We start from the raw sequence: 19,932 nt of genomic DNA, 5'->3' as shown, positions 1-19,932 counted from the left end.
GCGCTGCATCGGGTCTGACGGATGAGATATTACTGTGTTCTGGTGCGAGCGGTATTGTAAACATCGCCACGCTCACGTTTTCCAACTGCCACGACCAACACCGTCACGGTGTCGTCGTTGACGGAATAAACCAGCCGATAGCCTAATTGACGTAGTTTTATCTTGTAATGGTCAGGCATACCGTGAAGTGAGGCGCTAACGACCCGCGGCGTTTCCAAACGTTCACGCAATTTTTTCTTTAATTGCTCTCGGATTGTTGAGCCAAGTTTATTCCATTCTTTAAGTGCTGAGGGCAGGAATTCAAGCTTATAAGGCATCGAAATCGACCGAAATGCCTTTTTCGTCGGCTCGTTTCCGGATTATCTCAGTCAGGCGAATATCGTCCAGCTGCTCGAGCATGGCTTCGTAGACATCTGCGGGAACCATATAAGCCATAATTCGATTGTGATTAAGAACGGCGACAGCCTCGCCCTTAGCCTCGTCCATTACCGCGGACGGACTTTTTTTGAGGTCCGAAACACTAACTGCTATATTTGCTTCCACACGTTGCATAACAAATTCCGTATCCAATTTGGTGTGATAAATAGTACCATATTAAGTATGGAAGTACAATACCGAACCCGACAATCCATGATTGCAATTCAGATTGCGCAATTCGAGCAATTGTCGGCTGTTCGCAATTGCCATGTCAACTTCGACTATTTAACAGGATCCGTGCTTTGCGGTTTGGCGTCGACCTGGCTTTGTAAGTCTGCCATTTTTTTAACCAACGAAAGCAAGTCGCGCGTCGTGCTATGCGGGAGATTTGCCACGAGTTTCGCAAGTTCCACGCGATCCTTGGCTTCTTCCTCGCTTTTCCCCCACAAATGAGGTGCTGCCTCGTAGAGCATGTCAATTGGCATCAAGCCAAGCACTTCGCAGATATGGATCATACGTGTGACATGGAGCTTTGAAAATGCGCGCTCATATCGACCGTACACTGGTGTTGAAAGCCCCATCAAGGGCGCAAAATCAGCTTGTTTCAGGCCCGCTTGTTCTCGTGCTTCGCGCAGGTATTTTGCAAGTCGCTGATCTATTTCTTCAAACGTGCTTATTCCGTTAAAACCTGAACGCCTAAAGACTGGCTTATCGATCTCAGGATCATTGGTCCTTTCCAAAGAATGCTCATTTGCGAAATCCAATGACTCACTACTCACGCTGGAACCCCTTTTACCTGCCGTGCCACAACGGCGATCATTACCATATTTTTCAGAAATAGCAGCACTTCAGAGTTCGTGTTCGCCTGTTTTCAGCGCGCGTTTATATTGAAATGAAGGAGGAGGGCGCATTCGGCGCTAGCGTTTGGGATTCCAATGCCGATTGTCGTCACATCGGTTATCTGGATTTCACCGCCACAAGGCGCCAATCATTGGCCACCCCCTCGAAGACGGCTTCGATAGCTTTGGGCTCATTCAACCAGCTTAGCGATGCAGACAATTCGCATGCAACAGTCTGCTCTTTGATTGGAATACAACGCAGGACCGACACTTTGGAAGAACGGCCGTAATCGGCGTAATTCCAGTTCGACAATCGAAATAACTCCGTCCTGGCTGTTTCGTCATCAGGCCAAATGGCATCGTAGCTTTGCTTTGCCAGACTAGCGACCTTCCGTTCGTCGGTATGAAGATCCAGATTGGTGCGCAGCGATGGAGCGATATAGATCCCAACGGCAATTCCGACCGCAATGCCGATGAGAAAACTTCGACCAAGCATGATCAGTATCCGTTATCTTTGAGATACTGATCAATTGCGTCTCGAAGTATGACGGTCATCTTGAGACCGTTGTCGTGTGCTGCTTTCTCAAGTCGACGCTTGGTTTCATAATCAAGCGAAACGTTGACGAAATGCTTGCTTTCACGCTCACGAGACTTGCGAAGCTCACGCAGTCGATTACGGGAGTCTTCCCGACGGTTCGCAGTTTCAATAGCACTTGCCCGGTGCTGTTCCGGTGTTGTCTCAAGAGGCGTATACTGCTTTTTCTGTCTTGATGTCGCTGGCGCCGATTCATTTCCAATTCTTGCAGCGTCTTCGTCGTGCGTGTGCGAAATCGGCGGGGAAGAAGCAGTGAGCTTATCCATATCTGCAGAACGTTTTCGACGTTCCGCGACAGGGAAGTCAGAAAGAGAGATTTTTCCCTTAGCCATTGATAGTCTCCCTTTGCTGCGCCATTTTAAGTTGCTCCAACTCCTCGACGAACGCATTAACCTCAGCTCTGGCCTTAAGAACCGGTTCACTCGGTTCGAGCATTTGTAGCGTGCCAAGACCGCTGCGGATTTCGCGATAGCAGTTGCGCTCGATCAACTCTGTATCGAGCAACACGGAATTATAGCCGTGTTCGCTCAGATTTTGGACGAAAGGGCGAATGATCCGGTATTCTTCCAGATGCCGATTGACGATCGTGATACGTGTTCGCAGAACTGCTTGAGGAATACTACGATCAAGAACGTCCGTTCGTGTCGCAATCGCCTCCGCGGCCTCACCAACTGCTTTAATCTCGTCTTGGGCGGGCTGAATGGGTGTGATGACGATATCTGAATGGTCGATTATCGTATCCATCACAACACTATCGACGCCCGGCGCGTCGATCAGTATGGCGTCATAGTTGCCCTCCTGTGACGCCATTAATTTCTCTATATTATTCTGACGAAGTGCGGTCGCGAGCGAGATCGATGCCGGTACGTTGTCCTTTGCTTCGCACCGCTTCCACCACTCGGCTAAGTTCTGTCGTGGATCGGCATCAATGAGCAATACCCGTCGATTTTTGAGTGCGAGTTCACCTGCAGTCAAAATGACCGCGGTCGTCTTCCCGGCTCCACCTTTGCCGCTTACCGAAGATATTCGAAGTGTCACGATGGCCCTCCTGTACCTGGATATGCTGGTTTTCTTGGTGTCGATTATTGCCTGAAGCGCCGACAATGCTGCCAACAGGGCGCGAGAATGCATGTGAAGATAAGGTAGTTTCACATGATGTGACAACTCAGTTTGTAGCATGTGACACAACATGTGTTCACATCAAATAATCACATCACTCGATAACTGGAGTTTGGGAACATGTTTCTCCCAATCGAGTGTGAACCCCGGAGCCGCGCAAAAGCCGTCCTTGCCGCCCGCTCGCAGTCCGGCAAGGGCGAAGAGCGAAGCGTCCCTTGCTGACGAGTACGAGAGGGGTACACAAAGGCGAATAAAGCGTTCTGGTGGTGAACCTTGGTGAGTGTAATTTCTTTGCAGCGCCGAGGCTGCGCCCCGGCGTAAGGTAAGCGGAGCGGGGCCAAGTTAGACGAATATTGGATGGCTCCCCTTGTAAATGGTTAGGCAGGATACGGAAAAATGTGCTACATTTTTGCTAAGCAATCGCGAAACAGGTCCGCGATTGTCGATTGCTGCGCTGAACTGGAGCTAACAACGGCTATGAATGAAGCAATTTCAGAGGACATGGGGGCTGTAAAATCTAAGCCGCAAACCATTCATAGCCGTGTTTCGGCGGACGAATATGATGCGATCGACGACGCCGCGAAGGCCGTTGACATGACGATGAGTGCATTTTTCAAGGCCGTTTTGCTGCAAGGGGCGGGGACAAAGCCGATCTTCAATGACGAAGACAGGGCGCTTTTGTCTCTCATGCTTGAGGATATGCGCATGATTGGCATCAATCTCAATCAGGTTGCTCGAGCGCTGAATAGCGGCAAATTGGTTTCAGATGGCGAAATCCGCATGGTGGTGGGTGACGTACAAAAGATGCAGGTTGCGGTTCTGAGTGAATTGAGGCGCGTCACCAAGCGGTCAGGATACAGACACCGCAGCAAGGAATAGCGACCATGGAATTCTTTCTCGGGGCCTTTGAGAGCGAATGGGAGCAGCGCCGTGCGGCGATGCTGCATGAGCTTTCACTTGGTTCGAGTGCTGCAAGCAGCGCCGAGGAAGAAATGCGCCGGAGATTGCGTGAATTACAGATCGCAGGTGGCGCCGCTGCAGCAGGTGGTGGTTCAGTGCCTAAAATGCGCAGGCCATCCTCAAGAGCGCTGACAAGCGCAGGCAGTGCGTCAAACAAACAGGTTGCTATCGCGAGGCCGATGGAAACACGTTTGGCCGCAGTGGCAGCAGGTAGTCAACCGGCTGTAGTCAAAATGGCGTCGTATGGTGGCGGTGCGCGGTTCGGCGCGATGGTCAATTACGTATCGCGCAGCGGGGAAATTTGCGTCGAAAAGGAAAACGGTGAACGCCTTAAGGGTCGCGAGGAGCTGGCACGGTTGCGCGGTCATTGGGAGCCATTGTTTCAAAATCGGGCCGAGAGCAGGGATATTGGAACTTTCCGGGTGACGATCGAAGCTGCCGGGTTCGCAACAGAAGAAGCTTTGCACCAGCACGTGCGCGATAGTTTGACTAGCGCATTCGGTAATCGCAGCTTTGCTTATGCCGTTTCGCAACCATCACATGGCGTTTTAAAAGTTGACGGTGTGGTGGTGTTGCGCAGCATGGAAGGGGAACGGTTGACCGGCGACCCGAAGGCGGCGGACATTATTCAGAGGCGTTACAACGAAAGCGCAGCGTCCGAGCTCGGGAGGGCGCGGTTCCGTTTTACCGGGTATGGTAATGGCGTGGGATATGGCGCTGCCAAGTTGAGAAATCTGGTAGAGGATCATAAGGGCGACGTTCGTGATGATAAGGGGCGCGTTGTCTCAGATGCGCGTTCCGCCGGCGACCTGGTGCAAAAGCAGTGGCGTCGGGAGTTGCACAGCCGCAAGGGCAGGGATGTGATGCATGTCATCATGTCTGCCAAAGCTGGCACCAACGTTCAGGCTTTTGAAAGTGCTGTTCGGGATTTTCTGGCCGCGCAGTTCGAAGGGCATCGCTACATATTTGCGATGCATGATCCGTTCAGCGACCCGAAGGAGATGGGGCAGGGCGGAAAGCGACCGCATATACATGCTCATGCCATTATCGCTATGCGTTCGTATGCCGGTGATCGGGTGGAAACCTCGCCACAGGTTTTTCGTCAGTGGCGCGAACTTATGGCTGAAAAGGCGCGCGAGCACGGTATCGCTATGGAAATGACTGACAGGCGCGAGTTTGCAAGTGCTCCAGCCTACACGCGCAATCAGGTGCGGCCGGTTAGTCGCGATGGACGAACGGAACATGAGGGAACAAGTGAGGCGGCTCAGTCGCGCTATGACGCAAAGCGCTCAGGTCGGCGTAGCATGGCTCGAAGCATCCGAAGCCGTGAATATACCGTAAAGGTAACACAGGGATGGGAGAAAGTAGCAATGGCGAGCGGCGATCGTCAGATTGCGGCGTACGCCATGCAACAAAGAGATATAGTTATATCAACCAGTTCGCTTCAATCTGAAGCGAAAACTTCTAACATCCTTCATGCAGATTTCGGGTCACATTACCGCACCAATTTGGTAAAGTTGCAAAACATCATACTGGAGGGTGACAAAGTGCGCGAAATGTCGAGAAGCGATTTTGAGGCATATGAGAAAGAAGTTGAAACAGCTTTGTTCCGGCTTGGCCGCAATCTCGGACCGGAGGAGAAAGCCGATCTGGATCAGGTAGCGCAGTATACGCGCGAGCATGTCAATCTAATGCGCGAGCATATGGAATTGACGGAACAGCGTGGATTGAGCGTCGAAACCCCATCGCGTGAAAGCGAGCAGGATAGCTCGTCGATGCAGATTGCTCGGGAACCCGATTCCGAAATTGCAAAGCCCGCGCATGTTGTTGCGGACGTCGAGCAGGGTCGGTCATCGGCTGATAATGCCAACGAACCTCGTTCCAGCATGGATGACGAGGAGAAAGCGGCGGCGGCATCTTATCAGACCGAAATGGATCGTTCATTCCCGAATGAAATCACGAGCCGATATTATATTCGTGAGGATCACGGGGGGACGCAGCGAGTCTTTGCCGATTCAATGGGTGAGCGCGAAGTGTTCCAGGACAACGGCGAGAAGCTGCGCGCTAAATCGTTCGATGTTCAGGGCGTGCGCTTGATGGTCGAAACAGCAGCGCATCGAGGCTGGACGAGCATCGAGATAACGGGGAGCAAGGAGTTCCGCCGTGAAACTTGGCTGGAGGGCCAGGCGCACGGAATTTCGGTGAAGGGTTATCAGCCGACGGAACTGGATTGGCAAGATCTGGCGCGTCGCGAGCAGTCCTATTTGCGCAATGAAATTGTTCCGATCGAGGGCAGGGCGCTGGAGGCGGCTCACCGGGATCAGGAGCAATCTGCAGGTTCGGATCGGTCGATCAAGGTCGATAGAGAGCAACAGAATGCAGATAATTCCGGAGCGCCGCACTCCAAGACAATCGACTATAAGGAGGGCGTTCAGGGCATCCTCGTCGAGACAGGCGAGAAGGCCTATCAGGATGATGAGAAGAACGAGCCTTCGCCGTTCGTTGTTATTGAAACTGCCAACGGCAGTCGCACGGTCTGGGGTGTCGGATTACCAGATGCATTGCATCGCGCCGGCGCCGATATCGGCGATGAAATTCATTTGCGGTCCACTGGTACGGAACGCGTCATGAAAACCGTCATACAGGAGATCGACGGACAGAAGCATCGCGTCGAACAAATGGTCGATCGCCGGGCATGGGAAGCGAACTTGCTTGAAGAACGGGATCGGACCGACGAGAAAGTTGAAGGTTCCAAACAACTCGATAATCGGGCTAGTATGGAAACAAAGGCCGTCGTTCGGGACGGAGAGACTGCCCGTACAGATCCTCCGCAACAACAGGTTGCACGATTGCAGGAACTAGAGCAAGAGCAACAGGAAAAGAAGGACCGCGACGAACACGAGCGTTAGATGACCATGCGACCCGATTACATTTATAATTCACCCCCCGATCCGAAGGCTGACGATGCTTTTGCAAAATTCTTTGCGGTTCTGTTCTGGCTCGTCCTTGGTTTGGTTGCGATCGTGTACGTAGCTACTGTCCTAAGAAGCTGGTTCAATGCAGCCATCGCGTGGATAACCGATATGATCAGTTTCCTTGGAGGATTTCTGCCGTTTTGACGGCAAAGAATATTTAATCAGACGGGTACTTTTGCTGCTCGGAATGTTTGAAGTGGGATTGAGATTTAAGCGGGTCTGGGGTCAGTTACAGGAGCAAACTACATTATGGGGCGGGAATAAACGTGCTAAGTCGAATCCGATGCCCGAGTGTAAAACTCAATGTCTTTAATATATCTAATGCATAAATGCCGACCCTATAGCCGGCCGTTGTAGGCGGTGGACTGTGGAGCTCCCCTAGCGTTCCTGACGTGGCCTCAACTCGATCGTTAAAGGGTCGATCTCTTTCATAGTCAGGAGGGCATTCACCCGCCGCGCCGCGTCGCCAGCGCGAAACCACTTGGATGCTGCGTCAATATTGAAGCGTGGGCGCCGACGGCCCTCCTGGGGCTTAGATGCTTCTGTCACAACCTTAACGATCTCATCGATCCGGTAGAGTCCGCCTGCGACAGGAAGAGGCATTTTTCGTTGCTGGAGCGCCTGCCGCTGCACTTCAAGCTTCTCAGCGACGTCAGCCAGGCTTACCAGGTCAGGTCGAACCTCGTGAAGGGTCGTGCCTTCGGGAAGCGCTTTGATCAGCGCCCGTGCTGCATTAAGAATTACGTTCTCAGCGTCATCGCCTTCCGCTTCTAACTCGACACCGAGCAAGCCGGGCGTACCAGTGCCCACCAGGGCGTCCCCGAAGCCAGCTTCGAAGATGGCGTCGGACAACACAAATGGATCGTGTTCCCCGTCAGGGAGCGCGAAAACTAACTCGAATTCGAATTCCTCAGCCATCGACATTTCCTTCGTCATTTTTCTTTAGTTGCACGCAAGCAAGGGCTTTCTGGCGGAGCTTCTTAGCGTGTTGCTGAGGGTTTTTGGGTGTCGACCAGACCGACATCTGGCAAAACTCGCCACAGCGACAATCCTGATCATTGGCAGGGCAACGCAGGATACCCCAACAATGCCCTTTTCCCTCGATCAGCTTCCACCCGAGCTTTTCGAGCTCCTGGAGGACTCCTTCTATTTCCTTCGACGTGTGCCTCTTTCTAGGCAAAATATATACTCCGCCATATTAAATTGTCAATTGACAAGTTAGAACGCCGCATAGTTTTACCCATAAGAATGAGTATGATGCCATGTCATCCTTCCTCGCGTGTGACTTGGTAAGTTATAGTGGTACACAATTACAAGCGAGAAGTTCAAAGGTCAGATCGCTGTCGCATATCGACGTAGGCTCTAGACGGTCACGGAAAACGCATGGACCGGCCAAAGTCGAGCGACATTCTCTAATTCTGCAATTTCACCACGTTTAGAATGAGTGCTTTCGACCCTCTAGAGGTCGTTTCGAAGGGCTCCGTTCCCACCCGCAACCTGCCGTTCATTCTGGATGAGATGCACGACGGAGTCGGGGCCGCAAGCCGCCATGGGCGGTCAAGATATATTGGGCTGTGGCGTAGAAACGGCGGTTTGCTATCTCATCCGATGTAATGCGGTGATCGGCGGCATTATCGCACTATAGAGGGCAATCGGCGGTGTTTGGCGGAGGGGATGGGTCTGACGCCCAACCTTCTCCACCTTAAGGGATTGATTTCATTATACAAGATCCCAACAGCTCTCGCTTCAGATCACGAACACCGGCGCGAACCCACCCCCTAGCGTCCTGAAATTTGTGGTCTGGCCTTGATAAAGGCGCGCGGCCACCAGAAGCACCTGCCCATCATAGGTATACAGTCGCACGTCCATTTTGCGCCTCTGGGGTGTCTCGTCGATCTTGATCATGCGCTCGCTGGGGCGGACCAGCGTCTGGGCAACGTATCCGCCTCCCGCGATCTCCGCCCAGACTCCTTTCGTCAGCTTGTCGCTACGATATACCGCCTTGCCACCATGTCCTCCTGTCGGCTTGAAGAACAGGTCCTTGCGGGATTTCCAAAGTGCATCAGCGTTGTCGGGATTGACCAAAACGGTGCGTGGAACGGCAGCAAGCCCGGCCCGAATCCCCGGGTCGACTCCCCATGCCTCAAGTGTCGTGGAATTCGAAAGAAGCGAAAGGTTGCGCTTGTCGGCAAGGAGCGCGTGGTTGTGCGGATTCGGCGTTACGACAACCGCGCCATCACGGTAGGATTCCTGCAATGCCTTGTGCTCGGGCTGATCAAAGGCGAAATCGGTGACCCGATTGTAAACGAGATCGATCGTCTTTCCGTCGACGCTGAGCCGACCATCGTCGTAGCTAAGGTGACCGGCGTCGGCGATGACCGCGTCTACCCCTCGTGCCGCCAAAACTTGCCGCGCGAGCACGAACTCGGGATAAAGGTACTGTTCCGGCGGATTGTCATCGATGATGGCGATGCGTTGTGGCGTGCCCGTTCCCCGCTGCCGAATCCATTCGTTCTGGAACATGCGAAACGCCGCGTCCTCGAACGATGGCAGCGCCGGGGGGATATCCATTTCGGCGCAGCACGCGCGCTGCGCTCGTGCAAGAAAGGCATTGAGAAACGCGCCGCCGGCGTTGGTGTTGATTTCGATCAACCGGGGGCCGTCTTCGCCGAGATGAAAGTCGTAGCCCATCAATGCCCCGAGCGGGCCGTGATCCCCCCACGCGATTTCCGGCGCCCAGGAGAGGACCGCGGTCTTGTATGCCTCGAGTTGGGCGGTGGTCTCCACAGCCACTGCGATCGCGCGCATCTCATTGACGGTGGTGGCCGAAAGGAACACCGGCACGTGCGAGAACAGGTGGGTCTTGGGGCCGATGAACGTCTCGAAGAACGCCGGCTCACCTGCCTCCTGCTCCAGCGCCTCGCGCAGCGATGGAAGGTCCAGTGTAACGCAGAAGCAGTTCTTGTTGAGCCGCTCCGTGCGGTCTTGAACCCGCTTCGATGAACTGGAGCCGGGATTGTTCATTGAGGGAAAACCCGACGCTGCGCCATGATCGGGCGCGCTTCAAAGGCCAAGTAATCCATGAATAATCCCACGAACATCGCACCCAAAGGTGTCGCCATCGGGTTGATCCAAATATGCCGCTTCTGTCCGGCAGCCACAACTGTCACCGGGTGGGCCTCGGAAAACTGAGCAGCCGGTCGCACGGGCAGCTCCGGCCTGCAGCGAAGCTCCATCCCGAAGGTGCCATCAGCGCTCAGCGTGCTTGCGACACATTCTCCTGGTAGGTCCGCTCGCGCTCCGGCCAGGTGCTCTTGATATAGGCGAGCGCAGCCTGGATCTCTGCGTCGCTGAGGACGGCAAAGCCCGGCATGTCGCTCTTATAGCCGCCCCCGACGATGGCGGCCGTGCCCTCCTTGACGATCCGGAACAGGATGTCATCGGGATGGTGCCACGTGTGGTCGTCGGCATCGTGTGGTGGCGCCGGGAGACGCCCGGACGGAAGGGGCGTCTTCCAGTCCGGCTGCCCCTCGAGCTGCGCACCGTGGCAGGACGCACATTGGTCCGCATAGATCTGCCGGCCCTGTTCGATGACTTCTGCAGATGACGCGGCGTTGGATGCGGTCTGGGCATAGTGCCTGCCAGCGAAGACCGCCATGACCAGGCCTCCGACGAGCAACCCGGGCCACAAGATATTACGGAGTTCTTTTCGCATGAGTTGCATGATTGGTGGCGAGGAATTTCTATTGGCTACATGCCGAGGATGAATTTCTGCCAGAGGCGCGACGCCGGAGGCAATTGACATTCCCGTGACCAGCGCCTATCTTTCCGGCATGTTCTCGCGCCTCGTCACTATGCTTGCCGTACTCGCGATCGCCGTCATGACGACGGTGACCTCCGCGCATGCGGCGCGCTTGAGCGCAGAGCCGGATCACTCGATGCATGTCGGCGAGATGATGCAGGTTGCGGCCGGCAGCGAACATTCCTGTGATGGCGAACAGCACTGCGGATCGATCGACACCGGAAGCTGTGAGCTGCTTTGCGCCGGTCTTTCGGTCTTCCTGACCTCCCCGAGCGACAGCTCTGGCAGCGATTACGCGCCTGCCAGCCATGACCTGCCCACCGGTGCAGTGCTTGCCGGTCGGGCACCTGGACTGAACGAACGACCTCCCAAGCACCGTCTCCTCTGATCGCGCGTCCGGGCCGAGGCCCGCGGCGTCCTGTCGGTTTTGATGAACGGGACGAGCTGTCCCGAGGAGACGACCATGAATACCCTTTCACGACGCGGCTTTCTTGCCGCTGGCGCCGCCATGCTGGCCTATGCGCATCTGCCCCGGATCGCGGCAGCGCAGGGCGCCGCCCCGCTGTCGCTGCACGCCGCCACCCGGACGCTCGACATCGACGGTCGCGCCGCCACCGTCTGGGGTCTTGCCGGGCCAGCCGGACAGGGGCTGACACTCGATCCCGGCGCGCGGTTCCGGGTGGATCTGCGCAACGATCTCGATACTGACACGCTGATCCACTGGCACGGCCAGATCCCGCCCAACGCACAGGATGGCGTGCCCGACATGCCTTTGCCGATGCTCGCCCCCGGCGAGACTCGCGCCTATGACTTCGCGCCGCTGCCCGGCACCTACTGGATGCACGCGCATGTGCCGCTGCATGAGATGCGCCTTCTGGCCGCGCCGCTGATCGTGCGCAGCGCCGAGGATGTCGCCGCCGACCGGCAGGAGGTGGTGCTGTTCCTGCATGATTTCTCGTTCAAGGCACCCGAGGAGGTGATGGCCGAGATCCTTGGCGGCCACGGGACCGCCGGCGGTCATGGAGGCGGCCACGGCGCGGTCATGGGCGGCATGGCGGCCATGGACCACGGCGCGATGGGGAACATGCCGATGGGTGGCATGGATCACGGCGCCATGGGTGGCATGACGGGAATGGGCGCCATGGACGGCATGGCGATGGACCTCAACGACTACGACTGGGACGCCTATCTTGCCAACGACCGCACGCTTTCGGATCCCGAGGTGGTGCAGGTTGAGCGCGGCGGGCGCATCCGCCTGCGGGTGATCAACGCCGCCGCGGCAACGGTGTTCTGGATCGAGACTGGCGAAGCGCAGGCCCGGCTCGTCGCGGTCGATGGCCATGCCGTTCAGCCCGTCCCCGGCACGCGGTTCGGCTTGGCCATGGGCCAACGGCTCGACCTCGAGATCGACCTGCCGCAGGAGGGCGGCGCCTGGCCGATCCTCGCGCTGCGGGAAGGCGCGCGAGAGCGGACCGGGCTGATCCTTGCCACGCAGGGCGCCGAAATACGGCGCATCGACACCATGGCGGAGGCCGAAGCGCCTGCCTTCGACAGCGACTTTGCGCAGGAGACGCGTCTGATCGCCGCGGGCGCTTTGCCGGATCGGCCGGTGGACCGCAGCCACATGGTGATGCTGGGCGGCTCGATGCAGCCCTATGTGTGGACGATCAACGGCGCCGTCTGGGGCCAGCATCGCCCGGTGACCGCGCAGAGCGGTGAGCGGATCGTGCTGTCATTCCACAACATGTCGATGATGGGCCACCCGATGCATTTGCACGGGCATGTGTTCCAGGTCGTCGGACTGAACGGACGTGCAGTCCGGGGCGCGCTGCGCGACACGGTATATGTGCCGCCGATGTCGATGGTCGATATCGCGCTCGACGCCGGCGAGGCCGCGCGCTGGATGCTGCATTGCCACCACATGCCGCATCTTGAGACCGGCATGATGACCGAATTCGCGGTCAGCGCATAGGCCAGGCAGAGGACGTCGGATGCCGGCGTTCTCCCTCAGCAACAAGGAGGCGGACTCATGTCGATGTCTCACGGCGGCCATGCCGGTCACATGCCCGCGGGCGGCGATCGCAAGGCGCTTGTCATCTCGGGCTGGCTCACCGGCCTTTACTTTGTAGTCGAGCTGGGAATCGGCATCTGGACGGGCTCCGTCGCTGTCATCTCCGATGCCTTCCACACCTTCTCTGCCGTGGGCGGCGTGCTCATCGCACTGGTCGCGCTTCGCTTGACTGAACGGAAATCCAGCCCGGCACGTACCTTCGGTTATGTCCGGGCCGAGATCCTCGGCGCCCTTTTCAACGGCCTGTTTCTCGTCGCGATGGCTCTTTTCGTGCTGTGGATGGGCGCGATGCGTCTCATGGAGCCGATCGAACTGGCCACGACACCGATGCTGTTTGCCGCTGCCGGCGGGATCGCCACCGAGCTTGTCGCGCTCTGGCTGCTGTACGAACGCCAGAAGGGCAACCTGAACATGCGCGGCGCCTACTGGCACATCCTCCAGACCTTCGTCGGAAGCTTCCTCATCATCATCTCGGCGCTGGTGATCCGATTTACGGGCTTCCTCGCCATTGATCCCCTGCTTGGCATGGCCTTCGGGCTCGTCCTGCTCTGGGCTTCCTGGGGCATTCTGCGTGAGGCATTGCACATCCTGCTTCAGGGCACGCCGGAAGACCTGGATCTGGAGGCCGCAATCACGGCCATCCGGCAATTGGAGGGGGTGACGGATGTGCATCACGTCCATGCCTGGAGCCTGACATCCGGGCGCAATGTCTTCTCGAGCCACATCTGCGTTCGGAACTGGAAAGACGGCGAGCGGGTGCTGCGGCAGGCGAACCATCTCCTGCGCGAGCGATTCAACATCTACTTCTCGACGTTGCAGGTGGAGGAATACTGCCTCGATGGCGAGGAGACTGCAGCCGACATTGACATCATGCGGTCACATGCCGCGCCAGAACAGACCAACGTTCGAAATTTCCATGGGAATCACTAAACGGCGATACTTTTCCAGCTTCCAGTCACCTCTTGACCGTCTAGCGATTGGAAAGCGCAGAACGGCGAACGCAAGGCCGAGGACGAGACGCCGAGGAGGCGTAAAAATGACCAACAATACTGAACACGATCATCAGCACCACGATCATGCGGCCCACGGCCATGAGCAGGGGCACGCGGCTGTCGCAGCGGACAGTGCCCACAAGGTCAAGGACCCGGTCTGCGGCATGATGGTCGATCCCCACAAGACCGCGCACAAGGCCGAGCACGCGGGTCGGCCCTATTACTTCTGCTCGGCCGGGTGCCGGGAGAAGTTCCTGGCCGACCCGGAACGCTATCTCGACCCTGCCGCCGCGACGGAACGGGCCGAGCCGGTGCCCGAGGGGACGATCTACACCTGCCCGATGCATCCCGAGATCCGGCAGGTCGGCCCCGGCTCCTGCCCGATCTGCGGCATGGCGCTGGAGCCGGTGCTGGTCAGCCTGGAGGCCGGGCCGAACGAGGAACTGATCGACATGACGCGCCGGTTCTGGATCGGCCTGGTGCTGACGCTGCCGGTGTTCGTGCTGGAGATGGGCGGCCATCTTCTTGGTCTGGACCACCTCATCAGCCAGCGGACCTCGAACTGGATCCAGATGCTGCTGGCGACGCCTGTGGTGCTGTGGGCCGGTTGGCCATTCTTCCAGCGTGGCTGGCAATCGCTCGTCAACCGCAGCCTCAACATGTTCACGCTGATCGCGATGGGCACCGGAGCTGCCTGGATCTACAGCATGGTGGCGACGCTCGCGCCCGGCATCTTTCCTGACCAGTTCCGGCAGCATGACGGGTCGGTGGCGGTCTATTTCGAGGCGGCGGCGGTCATCACCGTCCTTGTCCTACTCGGCCAGGTTCTGGAACTGCGTGCGAGAGAGAGCACCAGCGGCGCGATCCGCGCGCTGCTCGACCTCGCGCCCAAGACCGCGCGGATCATTCGTGACGACGGGACCGAGGAGGAGGTACAGCTCGACAGCGTCCATGTCGGCGACCGCCTACGGGTGCGGCCCGGCGAGAAGGTGCCGGTCGATGGCGAGGTGATCGAGGGCCGCAGCGCCGTCGATGAATCGATGGTGACGGGCGAGTCGATGCCGGTGACCAAGGAGGTTGGTGCCAAGGCTATCGGCGGCACCATGAACCAGTCCGGCGCGCTGGTGATCGAGGCGAAGAAGGTCGGCCGCGACACCATGCTGTCGCAGATCGTCCAGCTCGTCGCCGAGGCGCAGCGCAGCCGCGCGCCGATCCAGCGCCTCGCCGATCAGGTGTCGGGCTGGTTCGTGCCGGCGGTGATCCTGGTCGCGGTGCTTGCCTTCGTCGCCTGGTCGATATGGGGTCCGGAGCCGCGCTTCTCCTTCGGTCTCATTGCGGCGGTTTCGGTCCTGATCATCGCCTGCCCCTGCGCGCTCGGGCTGGCCACGCCGATGTCGATCATGGTCGGCGTCGGACGTGGCGCGCAGGCCGGCGTGCTGATCAAGAATGCCGAGGCGCTGGAGCATATGGAGAAGGTCGACACCATCATCGTCGACAAGACCGGGACGCTGACCGAGGGCCGGCCCGCCGTCACCGCCATCGTTCCCGCCCCTGGCTTCACCGAAGACGAGGCGCTGCGGCTTGCTGCCAGCGTGGAGCGGGCGAGCGAGCATCCGCTGGCGCTGGCCATCGTGCGGGCGGCAGAGGAGCGAGGGCTCGAACTCGCGCCGGTCGCGGATTTCGACTCCCCCACCGGCAAGGGCGCGCTCGGGGTGGTCGAGGGCAAGCGCATTCCCCTTGGCAATGCGAAGTTCCTCGCCGAGCAGGGCGTCGATGTCGCGCCGCTGGCCGATGAGGCCGACCGGCTGCGCGAGGACGGGGCAACGGCGATCTTCATGGGGGTGGACGGGCAGGTGGCGGCGATCTTCGCCATCGCCGATCCGGTCAAGCCCACAACGCCCGAGGCGCTGGCCGCGCTGAAGGCGCAAGGTATCCGCGTGGTCATGCTGACCGGCGACAACTGGACGACGGCCAGGGCGGTCGCGCGCCAGCTCGGCATCGACGAGGTCGAGGCGGAGGTTCTGCCCGATCAGAAAAGCGCGGTTGTGCAGCGGCACAAGGCGGCGGGCGAGGTGGTGGCGATGGCGGGCGACGGGGTGAACGACGCGCCGGCGCTGGCTGCCGCGGATGTTGGCATCGCCATGGGCACCGGCACCGACGTGGCGATGGAAAGCGCGGGCGTCACGCTGCTGAAGGGCGATCTTATAGGTATCGTGCGGGCGAGGCGGCTGTCGGAAGCGGTCATGGGGAACATCCGCCAGAACCTGTTCTTCGCCTTCATCTACAACGCCCTAGGCGTGCCGGTCGCGGCGGGCGTGCTCTACCCGTTCTTCGGCATCCTGCTGTCGCCGATCATCGCGGCGGCCGCCATGGCGCTGTCCTCGGTCAGTGTCATCGCCAATGCCGCGCGTTTGCGGAAGGTGAAGCTGTGATGGCGGTGCCGCGGCCTTCGATTCGCTGCTCACCGCATTGTGCGCCGCACATGGACCGTGACGGGGAGACAATGAATCCATGAAGCGAGGTTTGACGATGAGAAACGATCACCGCATCAGCCGGCGCGCCATTCTGGCCGCTGCCGGCGCACTTCCCCTGCTGTTGTCTACAATCGGCCGGGGGCATGCCGAAGCGCTGCCTCTGGTGAACGTCACCAAGGATCCGTCCTGCGGCTGCTGCGATGGCTGGGTCGCGCATATCGAGGCTGCGGGGTTCCCGGTGCGGGTTGTGGAATCCACCGATATGGACAGCCTCAAGCAGCGGCTCGGCGTGCCAGCCGAACTGGCCTCCTGCCACACCGCCGAGGTGGGCGGCTATGTGGTCGAGGGCCATGTGCCTGCCGCGGCGATCCGCCGCCTTCTGGCCGAACGACCGGATGCGACAGGGTTGGCCGTTCCCGGAATGCCTGCCGGCTCGCCCGGCATGGATTTTCCGGGCGTCGATCCCGAGCCGTATGAAGTGTTCCTGTTCGGCCCGACTATCCAACCCTTCGGGCGTTTTCTCGGCGCGCAGGAAATCTGAGTCAGGCGTCTCCACATGACCGGCCACCTTGCCAATGATCCGAAACAGCACCTGGCCGAGGCGGCTTGCCTCCGTCAGCGGGGCGGTCTTGCTGTGTCGGGTGGCGCGCGACGTGAACGTGACATCGCACGGGCCTCGCGTGCCACCGGGAAGGAAGGTGGCGCATGAACGGGAGCGCGCGAGTTGCTGGCAGGGCAAGATGCGGCGGATTGCGCCAGTTTGCGATCTGCATCCTGCTGCTTGCCATCAGCGCCCTGGTTCTGCAGGTCCCGGCACACGCCAGTCCCGCCGGACACGCCATCCACCAGGAACAGACTGCTGCCACGGCCAGCCACTGCGCCCGCCATCACATGCCGGACGAACATGGCGCAGATCGATTCGCAGGCTGCGTGAGTGATGACGGTAGTCCAAATCTGGCGGACTGCTGCCAGACCTGTCTGACCGCCGCCGTTCTCGTCGAGCCGCCGACGCTCGGCCCGGCCGCGAACGGCGAAGCTTTCACGTTGATGCACCCTGACCCGCGCGATCGGTCCCCTGAAGGAATCCTGAGGCCGCCACGTCTCATCGCGGCGTGAGGCGCAGGGATCGCCGCGAGAACGAAGATGTCTCCGGCTGCTCCGGCGCGACCCCGAAAGACCACGCGAACATATCGGAGACCCGCGTCCGCGAATCTGGACCGGCGCTCCCGTACCAAAGGATGAAATCAATGAACCGAACCGCAATCGCCCTTTCCGTCAGCATCCTGGCAGGCCTGCCAGGCGCCGCCCTCGCCCAGTCCGGGCATGACACCCACCACCCAGCAAGCCCGCCCGCGCAAGCGGAAGCGGCCCGGGCGAGCAGTAACCTTCCCGACTTCACGCAGGCCTATGTCGACGCGATGAACGAGACGCACGGGCTGATGATGGACGGCGTCATGGCCGACGATCCCGATGTCGCCTTCGTCCGGGGCATGATCCCGCATCATCAGGGCGCGATCGACATGGCCAGGATCGTCCAGCAATACGGGGACGATCCGCAGACCAAGGCGTGGGCGGACCAGATCATCGCGGCGCAGGAAGGCGAGATCGCTGAAATGCAGGCTTGGCTGGAGACGAACGCTGGCGAGGCACCGGCAGCCCTCGGCCAGACAAGTGGAACCGTCTACGCTGCCAATGAGGGCGGCAATTCCATCAGCGCCATCGATCTCGGCACCGGATCGGTCGACACCGTTTCGATCCCGGTCGGGCCCCACAACGTCGATCTGACGCCCGATGGGAAGCTGTTGCTGGCAGTCGGAGATCCTGCCACCGAGGGGGATCACGAATCCGACGGCCACGGAAACGGCGAGGAAGCTGCGGCCGAGGGTCTGCTGGTCATTCTCGATCCGCAGAACATCGCCGCGCCCAAGGCGACCGTCGCGGTGGGCTCGCACCCGGCCCATGTGGTCGCCGACCGGCAGGGGCGCGCTTTTGTCTCGCTGGCCGGCGGCGACGAGATCGCCGTGGTCGATCTCGCAAAGGCCGAGGTCATCGGGCGTATCGCGACGGGGGACTATCCGCACGGCCTGCGGCTCAGCCCGGACGAGACCCAGCTCTACGTGGCCAATGTCGAGGATGGGTCCGTGTCCGTCATCGACACGCAGGCGCTGTCCGAGGTGGCACGCATTCCGGTCGGAACCGCGCCGGTCCAGGTCGGGTTCACGCCCTCCGGCGATCAGGTCTATGTCTCGCTTCGCGACGAAAACCGTGTGGCGGTCATCGACACCTCAACCCGCCAAGTAACGAACAGGATCGAGGTGGGGCCGAACCCGATCCAGATGTTCGCGACCGCTGATGGAGCCTACGTCTATGTGGCCAACCAGGGCACCGACGCGGAGCCTAACAACACCGTGTCCGTGATCGACACCGCGACCGGTCAGGTAGTGAAGACCCTCACCACCGGCGGCGGCGCCCATGGCGTCTCGGCATCGACCGACGGGGCATTCGTGTTCGTGACCAACATTGCCGACGATACCGTGTCGATCATCGACGTGGGGAGCCAGGAAGTGGTCAAGACAGTGCCGGTCGGCGATCGCCCGAACGGCATCGTCTACGGCGGCCCGACCCGCTGAGCGATCGGCGCCGGGGTTCGCTCCGGCGCCAGCTGCCGGCCAGGCACCGAGCCGCGGTCGGCCAGAACAAAAGAGCTTCGGCATCAAATCGCCGAGATGGAGGACATGGTCGCCACGCTCACGACGCTGGCCGACGCCTGCGCGGGCGACCACCGGCCCGACTGCCCGATTCTCGGCGACTTCGAGCAAGCGAGCCCGGAGCATCGGCCGGCGCCCGCACGGGCACCCTTGGCGAGCAGCCGCCCCTCCGTCTGACTGCGGGGCATTATCGGCCATCGCCGCCTTATCCGGCGATCTGCTTTCGCGTCTTCGACCATATCGCGGCCGGCGATCAGATCGCAGATCACCGTCCTTTGCACGCGCGGGCCTGATCCCGCATGACGCTGTAGTCGGCGAGCAGTTCGGCGATAGCCGACCCCTTTGGCAGCAGATCGAGCTCGTCGGCTGCACGCTCCTGGAACTCGCGGCTATACTCGACAACCGGCAATCGGATTGTCATAGAGTAGGGTTCGAAGCATTAGCCGCTGATCATGTCACCCTTCGATCATTCTCCTCACATCCTGCACAGCGCACACGATCTGCCGCCGTAGCAGCAGTGCAATGATAAGCCCGCCGAGTGCAAGCGCGCCGATGGCGGTGACGGTCTGCCAGTCCATACCGGCGAGTGCGGCAAGGCCTGCCCCACCACTACCGAAGATGGTGGTAATCCAGCTCCACTGATCGGTGCGCTTGCGGATTTCAGCTTCGACGCTGACGGGAACGACGGGCTTGTCGACTTCCTTCTCAACCACAATCTCGCGCGCCGGCTGGCTGGCACCATGACGTTGCCGGACCTTGGCCAACACCTTACGCACGCGATCCGGACCGACAGCTGCGTTCTGGCCGGCATAAGCACCCTTGCCCATCGCGGTGGGGAGCGAAGCCCATTCATGGGCAAGATTGTTGATCAGCGTATCTTCCGAGAGCCGCCCCGCCAGATACTTGTCGATGCCACGCAGGCCGAGGAGGTAGCAGGCGCATCGGTCCTGCATCTCGGCATCAAACAGTGCCGACGGCGG

Annotated in this window: 23 protein-coding genes; 11 read left to right on the top strand and 12 right to left on the bottom strand. The window is 59.5% G+C overall.

What is annotated here, in order from left to right:
* Positions 1-29: 29 nt before the first annotated feature.
* The 6 genes from CEV32_RS04860 to CEV32_RS04835 form a co-directional block, all read right to left on the bottom strand.
* A complete protein-coding gene (locus CEV32_RS04860) occupies positions 30-317 on the bottom strand; it encodes a type II toxin-antitoxin system RelE family toxin (protein WP_162699577.1) in 288 nt (95 codons plus the stop codon).
* Positions 307-552: a type II toxin-antitoxin system Phd/YefM family antitoxin gene (locus CEV32_RS04855; protein WP_094574687.1), complete on the bottom strand. Its 246-nt coding sequence runs from the start codon at positions 550-552 to the stop codon at positions 307-309. The genes CEV32_RS04860 and CEV32_RS04855 overlap by 11 nt, the downstream gene beginning before the upstream one ends.
* 146 nt (positions 553-698) lie before the next feature.
* Positions 699-1,196, bottom strand: coding sequence for a helix-turn-helix domain-containing protein (locus tag CEV32_RS04850; protein WP_167382737.1), 498 nt, complete (start codon positions 1,194-1,196; stop codon positions 699-701).
* A gap of 178 nt (positions 1,197-1,374) precedes the next feature.
* Complete coding sequence (locus CEV32_RS04845; protein ID WP_094574682.1) at positions 1,375-1,752, bottom strand: hypothetical protein; 378 nt, start codon at positions 1,750-1,752, stop codon at positions 1,375-1,377.
* A gap of 2 nt (positions 1,753-1,754) precedes the next feature.
* Entirely contained in the window at positions 1,755-2,183 is a 429-nt protein-coding gene (locus CEV32_RS23875) for a ribbon-helix-helix protein, CopG family (RefSeq protein ID WP_235818719.1), read from the bottom strand.
* Entirely contained in the window at positions 2,176-2,889 is a 714-nt protein-coding gene (locus tag CEV32_RS04835) for a ParA family protein (RefSeq protein ID WP_094574847.1), read from the bottom strand. Before CEV32_RS04835 ends, CEV32_RS23875 begins: the two co-directional genes overlap by 8 nt.
* A gap of 558 nt (positions 2,890-3,447) precedes the next feature.
* On the opposite strand from CEV32_RS04835, the gene CEV32_RS04830 reads away from it, so the two are divergent.
* The 3 genes from CEV32_RS04830 to CEV32_RS04820 are packed head-to-tail and all read left to right on the top strand — an operon-like array spanning position 3,448 to position 7,049.
* Complete coding sequence (locus tag CEV32_RS04830; RefSeq protein ID WP_328587910.1) at positions 3,448-3,849, top strand: plasmid mobilization protein; 402 nt, start codon at positions 3,448-3,450, stop codon at positions 3,847-3,849.
* 5 nt (positions 3,850-3,854) lie between these two features.
* On the top strand, positions 3,855-6,839 hold the full coding sequence (locus tag CEV32_RS04825; RefSeq protein WP_094574678.1) for an LPD7 domain-containing protein: 2,985 nt from the start codon (positions 3,855-3,857) through the stop codon (positions 6,837-6,839).
* A complete protein-coding gene (locus CEV32_RS04820) occupies positions 6,840-7,049 on the top strand; it encodes a hypothetical protein (RefSeq protein WP_094574676.1) in 210 nt (69 codons plus the stop codon).
* Between the two features lie 234 nt (positions 7,050-7,283).
* On the opposite strand, the gene CEV32_RS04815 is transcribed toward CEV32_RS04820, so the two are convergent.
* The 4 genes from CEV32_RS04815 to CEV32_RS04795 form a co-directional block, all read right to left on the bottom strand.
* A complete protein-coding gene (locus CEV32_RS04815) occupies positions 7,284-7,823 on the bottom strand; it encodes a hypothetical protein (RefSeq protein WP_024899907.1) in 540 nt (179 codons plus the stop codon).
* A gap of 828 nt (positions 7,824-8,651) precedes the next feature.
* Positions 8,652-9,929: an ATP-grasp domain-containing protein gene (locus CEV32_RS04805; RefSeq protein ID WP_094574674.1), complete on the bottom strand. Its 1,278-nt coding sequence runs from the start codon at positions 9,927-9,929 to the stop codon at positions 8,652-8,654.
* Entirely contained in the window at positions 9,926-10,111 is a 186-nt protein-coding gene (locus CEV32_RS04800; RefSeq protein ID WP_128095077.1) for a hypothetical protein, read from the bottom strand. Before CEV32_RS04800 ends, CEV32_RS04805 begins: the two co-directional genes overlap by 4 nt.
* Before the next feature lie 50 nt (positions 10,112-10,161).
* A complete protein-coding gene (locus tag CEV32_RS04795; RefSeq protein WP_161662579.1) occupies positions 10,162-10,563 on the bottom strand; it encodes a c-type cytochrome in 402 nt (133 codons plus the stop codon).
* Between the two features lie 151 nt (positions 10,564-10,714).
* On the opposite strand from CEV32_RS04795, the gene CEV32_RS04790 reads away from it, so the two are divergent.
* The 8 genes from CEV32_RS04790 to copM all read left to right on the top strand — a co-directional run bounded on the left by CEV32_RS04790 (position 10,715) and on the right by copM (position 18,874).
* Entirely contained in the window at positions 10,715-11,095 is a 381-nt protein-coding gene (locus CEV32_RS04790) for a hypothetical protein (protein WP_200869487.1), read from the top strand.
* Positions 11,096-11,170: 75 nt separating this feature from the next.
* A complete protein-coding gene (locus tag CEV32_RS04785) occupies positions 11,171-12,679 on the top strand; it encodes a multicopper oxidase family protein (RefSeq protein ID WP_094574672.1) in 1,509 nt (502 codons plus the stop codon).
* 57 nt (positions 12,680-12,736) lie between these two features.
* Positions 12,737-13,708 (top strand): cation diffusion facilitator family transporter, encoded by a 972-nt coding sequence (locus CEV32_RS04780; protein WP_024899900.1) that lies wholly within the window; start codon positions 12,737-12,739, stop codon positions 13,706-13,708.
* A gap of 106 nt (positions 13,709-13,814) precedes the next feature.
* A complete protein-coding gene (locus CEV32_RS04775; protein WP_024899899.1) occupies positions 13,815-16,202 on the top strand; it encodes a heavy metal translocating P-type ATPase in 2,388 nt (795 codons plus the stop codon).
* Positions 16,203-16,299: 97 nt separating this feature from the next.
* Positions 16,300-16,785: a DUF411 domain-containing protein gene (locus CEV32_RS04770; RefSeq protein ID WP_024899898.1), complete on the top strand. Its 486-nt coding sequence runs from the start codon at positions 16,300-16,302 to the stop codon at positions 16,783-16,785.
* A 15-nt stretch (positions 16,786-16,800) separates the two neighbouring features.
* The gene (locus CEV32_RS23590) at positions 16,801-16,953 is read left to right on the top strand and encodes a hypothetical protein (protein WP_164844753.1); all 153 of its coding nucleotides are present in this window, start codon (positions 16,801-16,803) and stop codon (positions 16,951-16,953) included.
* Positions 16,950-17,360: a hypothetical protein gene (locus CEV32_RS04765; RefSeq protein ID WP_024899897.1), complete on the top strand. Its 411-nt coding sequence runs from the start codon at positions 16,950-16,952 to the stop codon at positions 17,358-17,360. Before CEV32_RS23590 ends, CEV32_RS04765 begins: the two co-directional genes overlap by 4 nt.
* Before the next feature lie 131 nt (positions 17,361-17,491).
* Positions 17,492-18,874 (top strand): CopM family metallochaperone, encoded by a 1,383-nt coding sequence (gene copM / locus CEV32_RS04760; protein ID WP_208620797.1) that lies wholly within the window; start codon positions 17,492-17,494, stop codon positions 18,872-18,874.
* A 343-nt stretch (positions 18,875-19,217) separates the two neighbouring features.
* On the opposite strand, the gene CEV32_RS23585 is transcribed toward copM, so the two are convergent.
* A complete protein-coding gene (locus tag CEV32_RS23585; protein ID WP_164844754.1) occupies positions 19,218-19,373 on the bottom strand; it encodes a hypothetical protein in 156 nt (51 codons plus the stop codon).
* A gap of 34 nt (positions 19,374-19,407) precedes the next feature.
* Entirely contained in the window at positions 19,408-19,905 is a 498-nt protein-coding gene (locus tag CEV32_RS04750; protein ID WP_143128786.1) for a lysozyme family protein, read from the bottom strand.
* Positions 19,906-19,932: the final 27 nt, after the last annotated feature.

Origin of the sequence: Brucella rhizosphaerae (assembly GCF_002252475.1) — a bacterium.
GTDB lineage: Bacteria > Pseudomonadota > Alphaproteobacteria > Rhizobiales > Rhizobiaceae > Brucella > Brucella rhizosphaerae.
Note: the sequence above shows the minus strand (reverse complement) of the source record. Positions and strands in the feature narration are given on the sequence as shown.

Coding starts and splice junctions, on each gene's coding strand:
- CEV32_RS04860 (WP_162699577.1), bottom strand. CDS start 317: ATGCCTTATAAGCTTGAATTCCTGCCCTCAGCACTTAAAGAATGGAAT.
- CEV32_RS04855 (WP_094574687.1), bottom strand. CDS start 552: ATGCAACGTGTGGAAGCAAATATAGCAGTTAGTGTTTCGGACCTCAAA.
- CEV32_RS04845 (WP_094574682.1), bottom strand. CDS start 1,752: ATGCTTGGTCGAAGTTTTCTCATCGGCATTGCGGTCGGAATTGCCGTT.
- CEV32_RS23875 (WP_235818719.1), bottom strand. CDS start 2,183: ATGGCTAAGGGAAAAATCTCTCTTTCTGACTTCCCTGTCGCGGAACGT.
- CEV32_RS04830 (WP_328587910.1), top strand. CDS start 3,448: ATGAATGAAGCAATTTCAGAGGACATGGGGGCTGTAAAATCTAAGCCG.
- CEV32_RS04825 (WP_094574678.1), top strand. CDS start 3,855: ATGGAATTCTTTCTCGGGGCCTTTGAGAGCGAATGGGAGCAGCGCCGT.
- CEV32_RS04820 (WP_094574676.1), top strand. CDS start 6,840: ATGACCATGCGACCCGATTACATTTATAATTCACCCCCCGATCCGAAG.
- CEV32_RS04815 (WP_024899907.1), bottom strand. CDS start 7,823: ATGGCTGAGGAATTCGAATTCGAGTTAGTTTTCGCGCTCCCTGACGGG.
- CEV32_RS04805 (WP_094574674.1), bottom strand. CDS start 9,929: ATGAACAATCCCGGCTCCAGTTCATCGAAGCGGGTTCAAGACCGCACG.
- CEV32_RS04795 (WP_161662579.1), bottom strand. CDS start 10,563: ATGGCGGTCTTCGCTGGCAGGCACTATGCCCAGACCGCATCCAACGCC.
- CEV32_RS04785 (WP_094574672.1), top strand. CDS start 11,171: ATGAATACCCTTTCACGACGCGGCTTTCTTGCCGCTGGCGCCGCCATG.
- CEV32_RS04780 (WP_024899900.1), top strand. CDS start 12,737: ATGTCGATGTCTCACGGCGGCCATGCCGGTCACATGCCCGCGGGCGGC.
- CEV32_RS04775 (WP_024899899.1), top strand. CDS start 13,815: ATGACCAACAATACTGAACACGATCATCAGCACCACGATCATGCGGCC.
- CEV32_RS04770 (WP_024899898.1), top strand. CDS start 16,300: ATGAGAAACGATCACCGCATCAGCCGGCGCGCCATTCTGGCCGCTGCC.
- CEV32_RS23590 (WP_164844753.1), top strand. CDS start 16,801: ATGACCGGCCACCTTGCCAATGATCCGAAACAGCACCTGGCCGAGGCG.
- CEV32_RS04765 (WP_024899897.1), top strand. CDS start 16,950: ATGAACGGGAGCGCGCGAGTTGCTGGCAGGGCAAGATGCGGCGGATTG.
- copM (WP_208620797.1), top strand. CDS start 17,492: ATGAACCGAACCGCAATCGCCCTTTCCGTCAGCATCCTGGCAGGCCTG.
- CEV32_RS23585 (WP_164844754.1), bottom strand. CDS start 19,373: ATGACAATCCGATTGCCGGTTGTCGAGTATAGCCGCGAGTTCCAGGAG.
- CEV32_RS04750 (WP_143128786.1), bottom strand. CDS start 19,905: ATGCAGGACCGATGCGCCTGCTACCTCCTCGGCCTGCGTGGCATCGAC.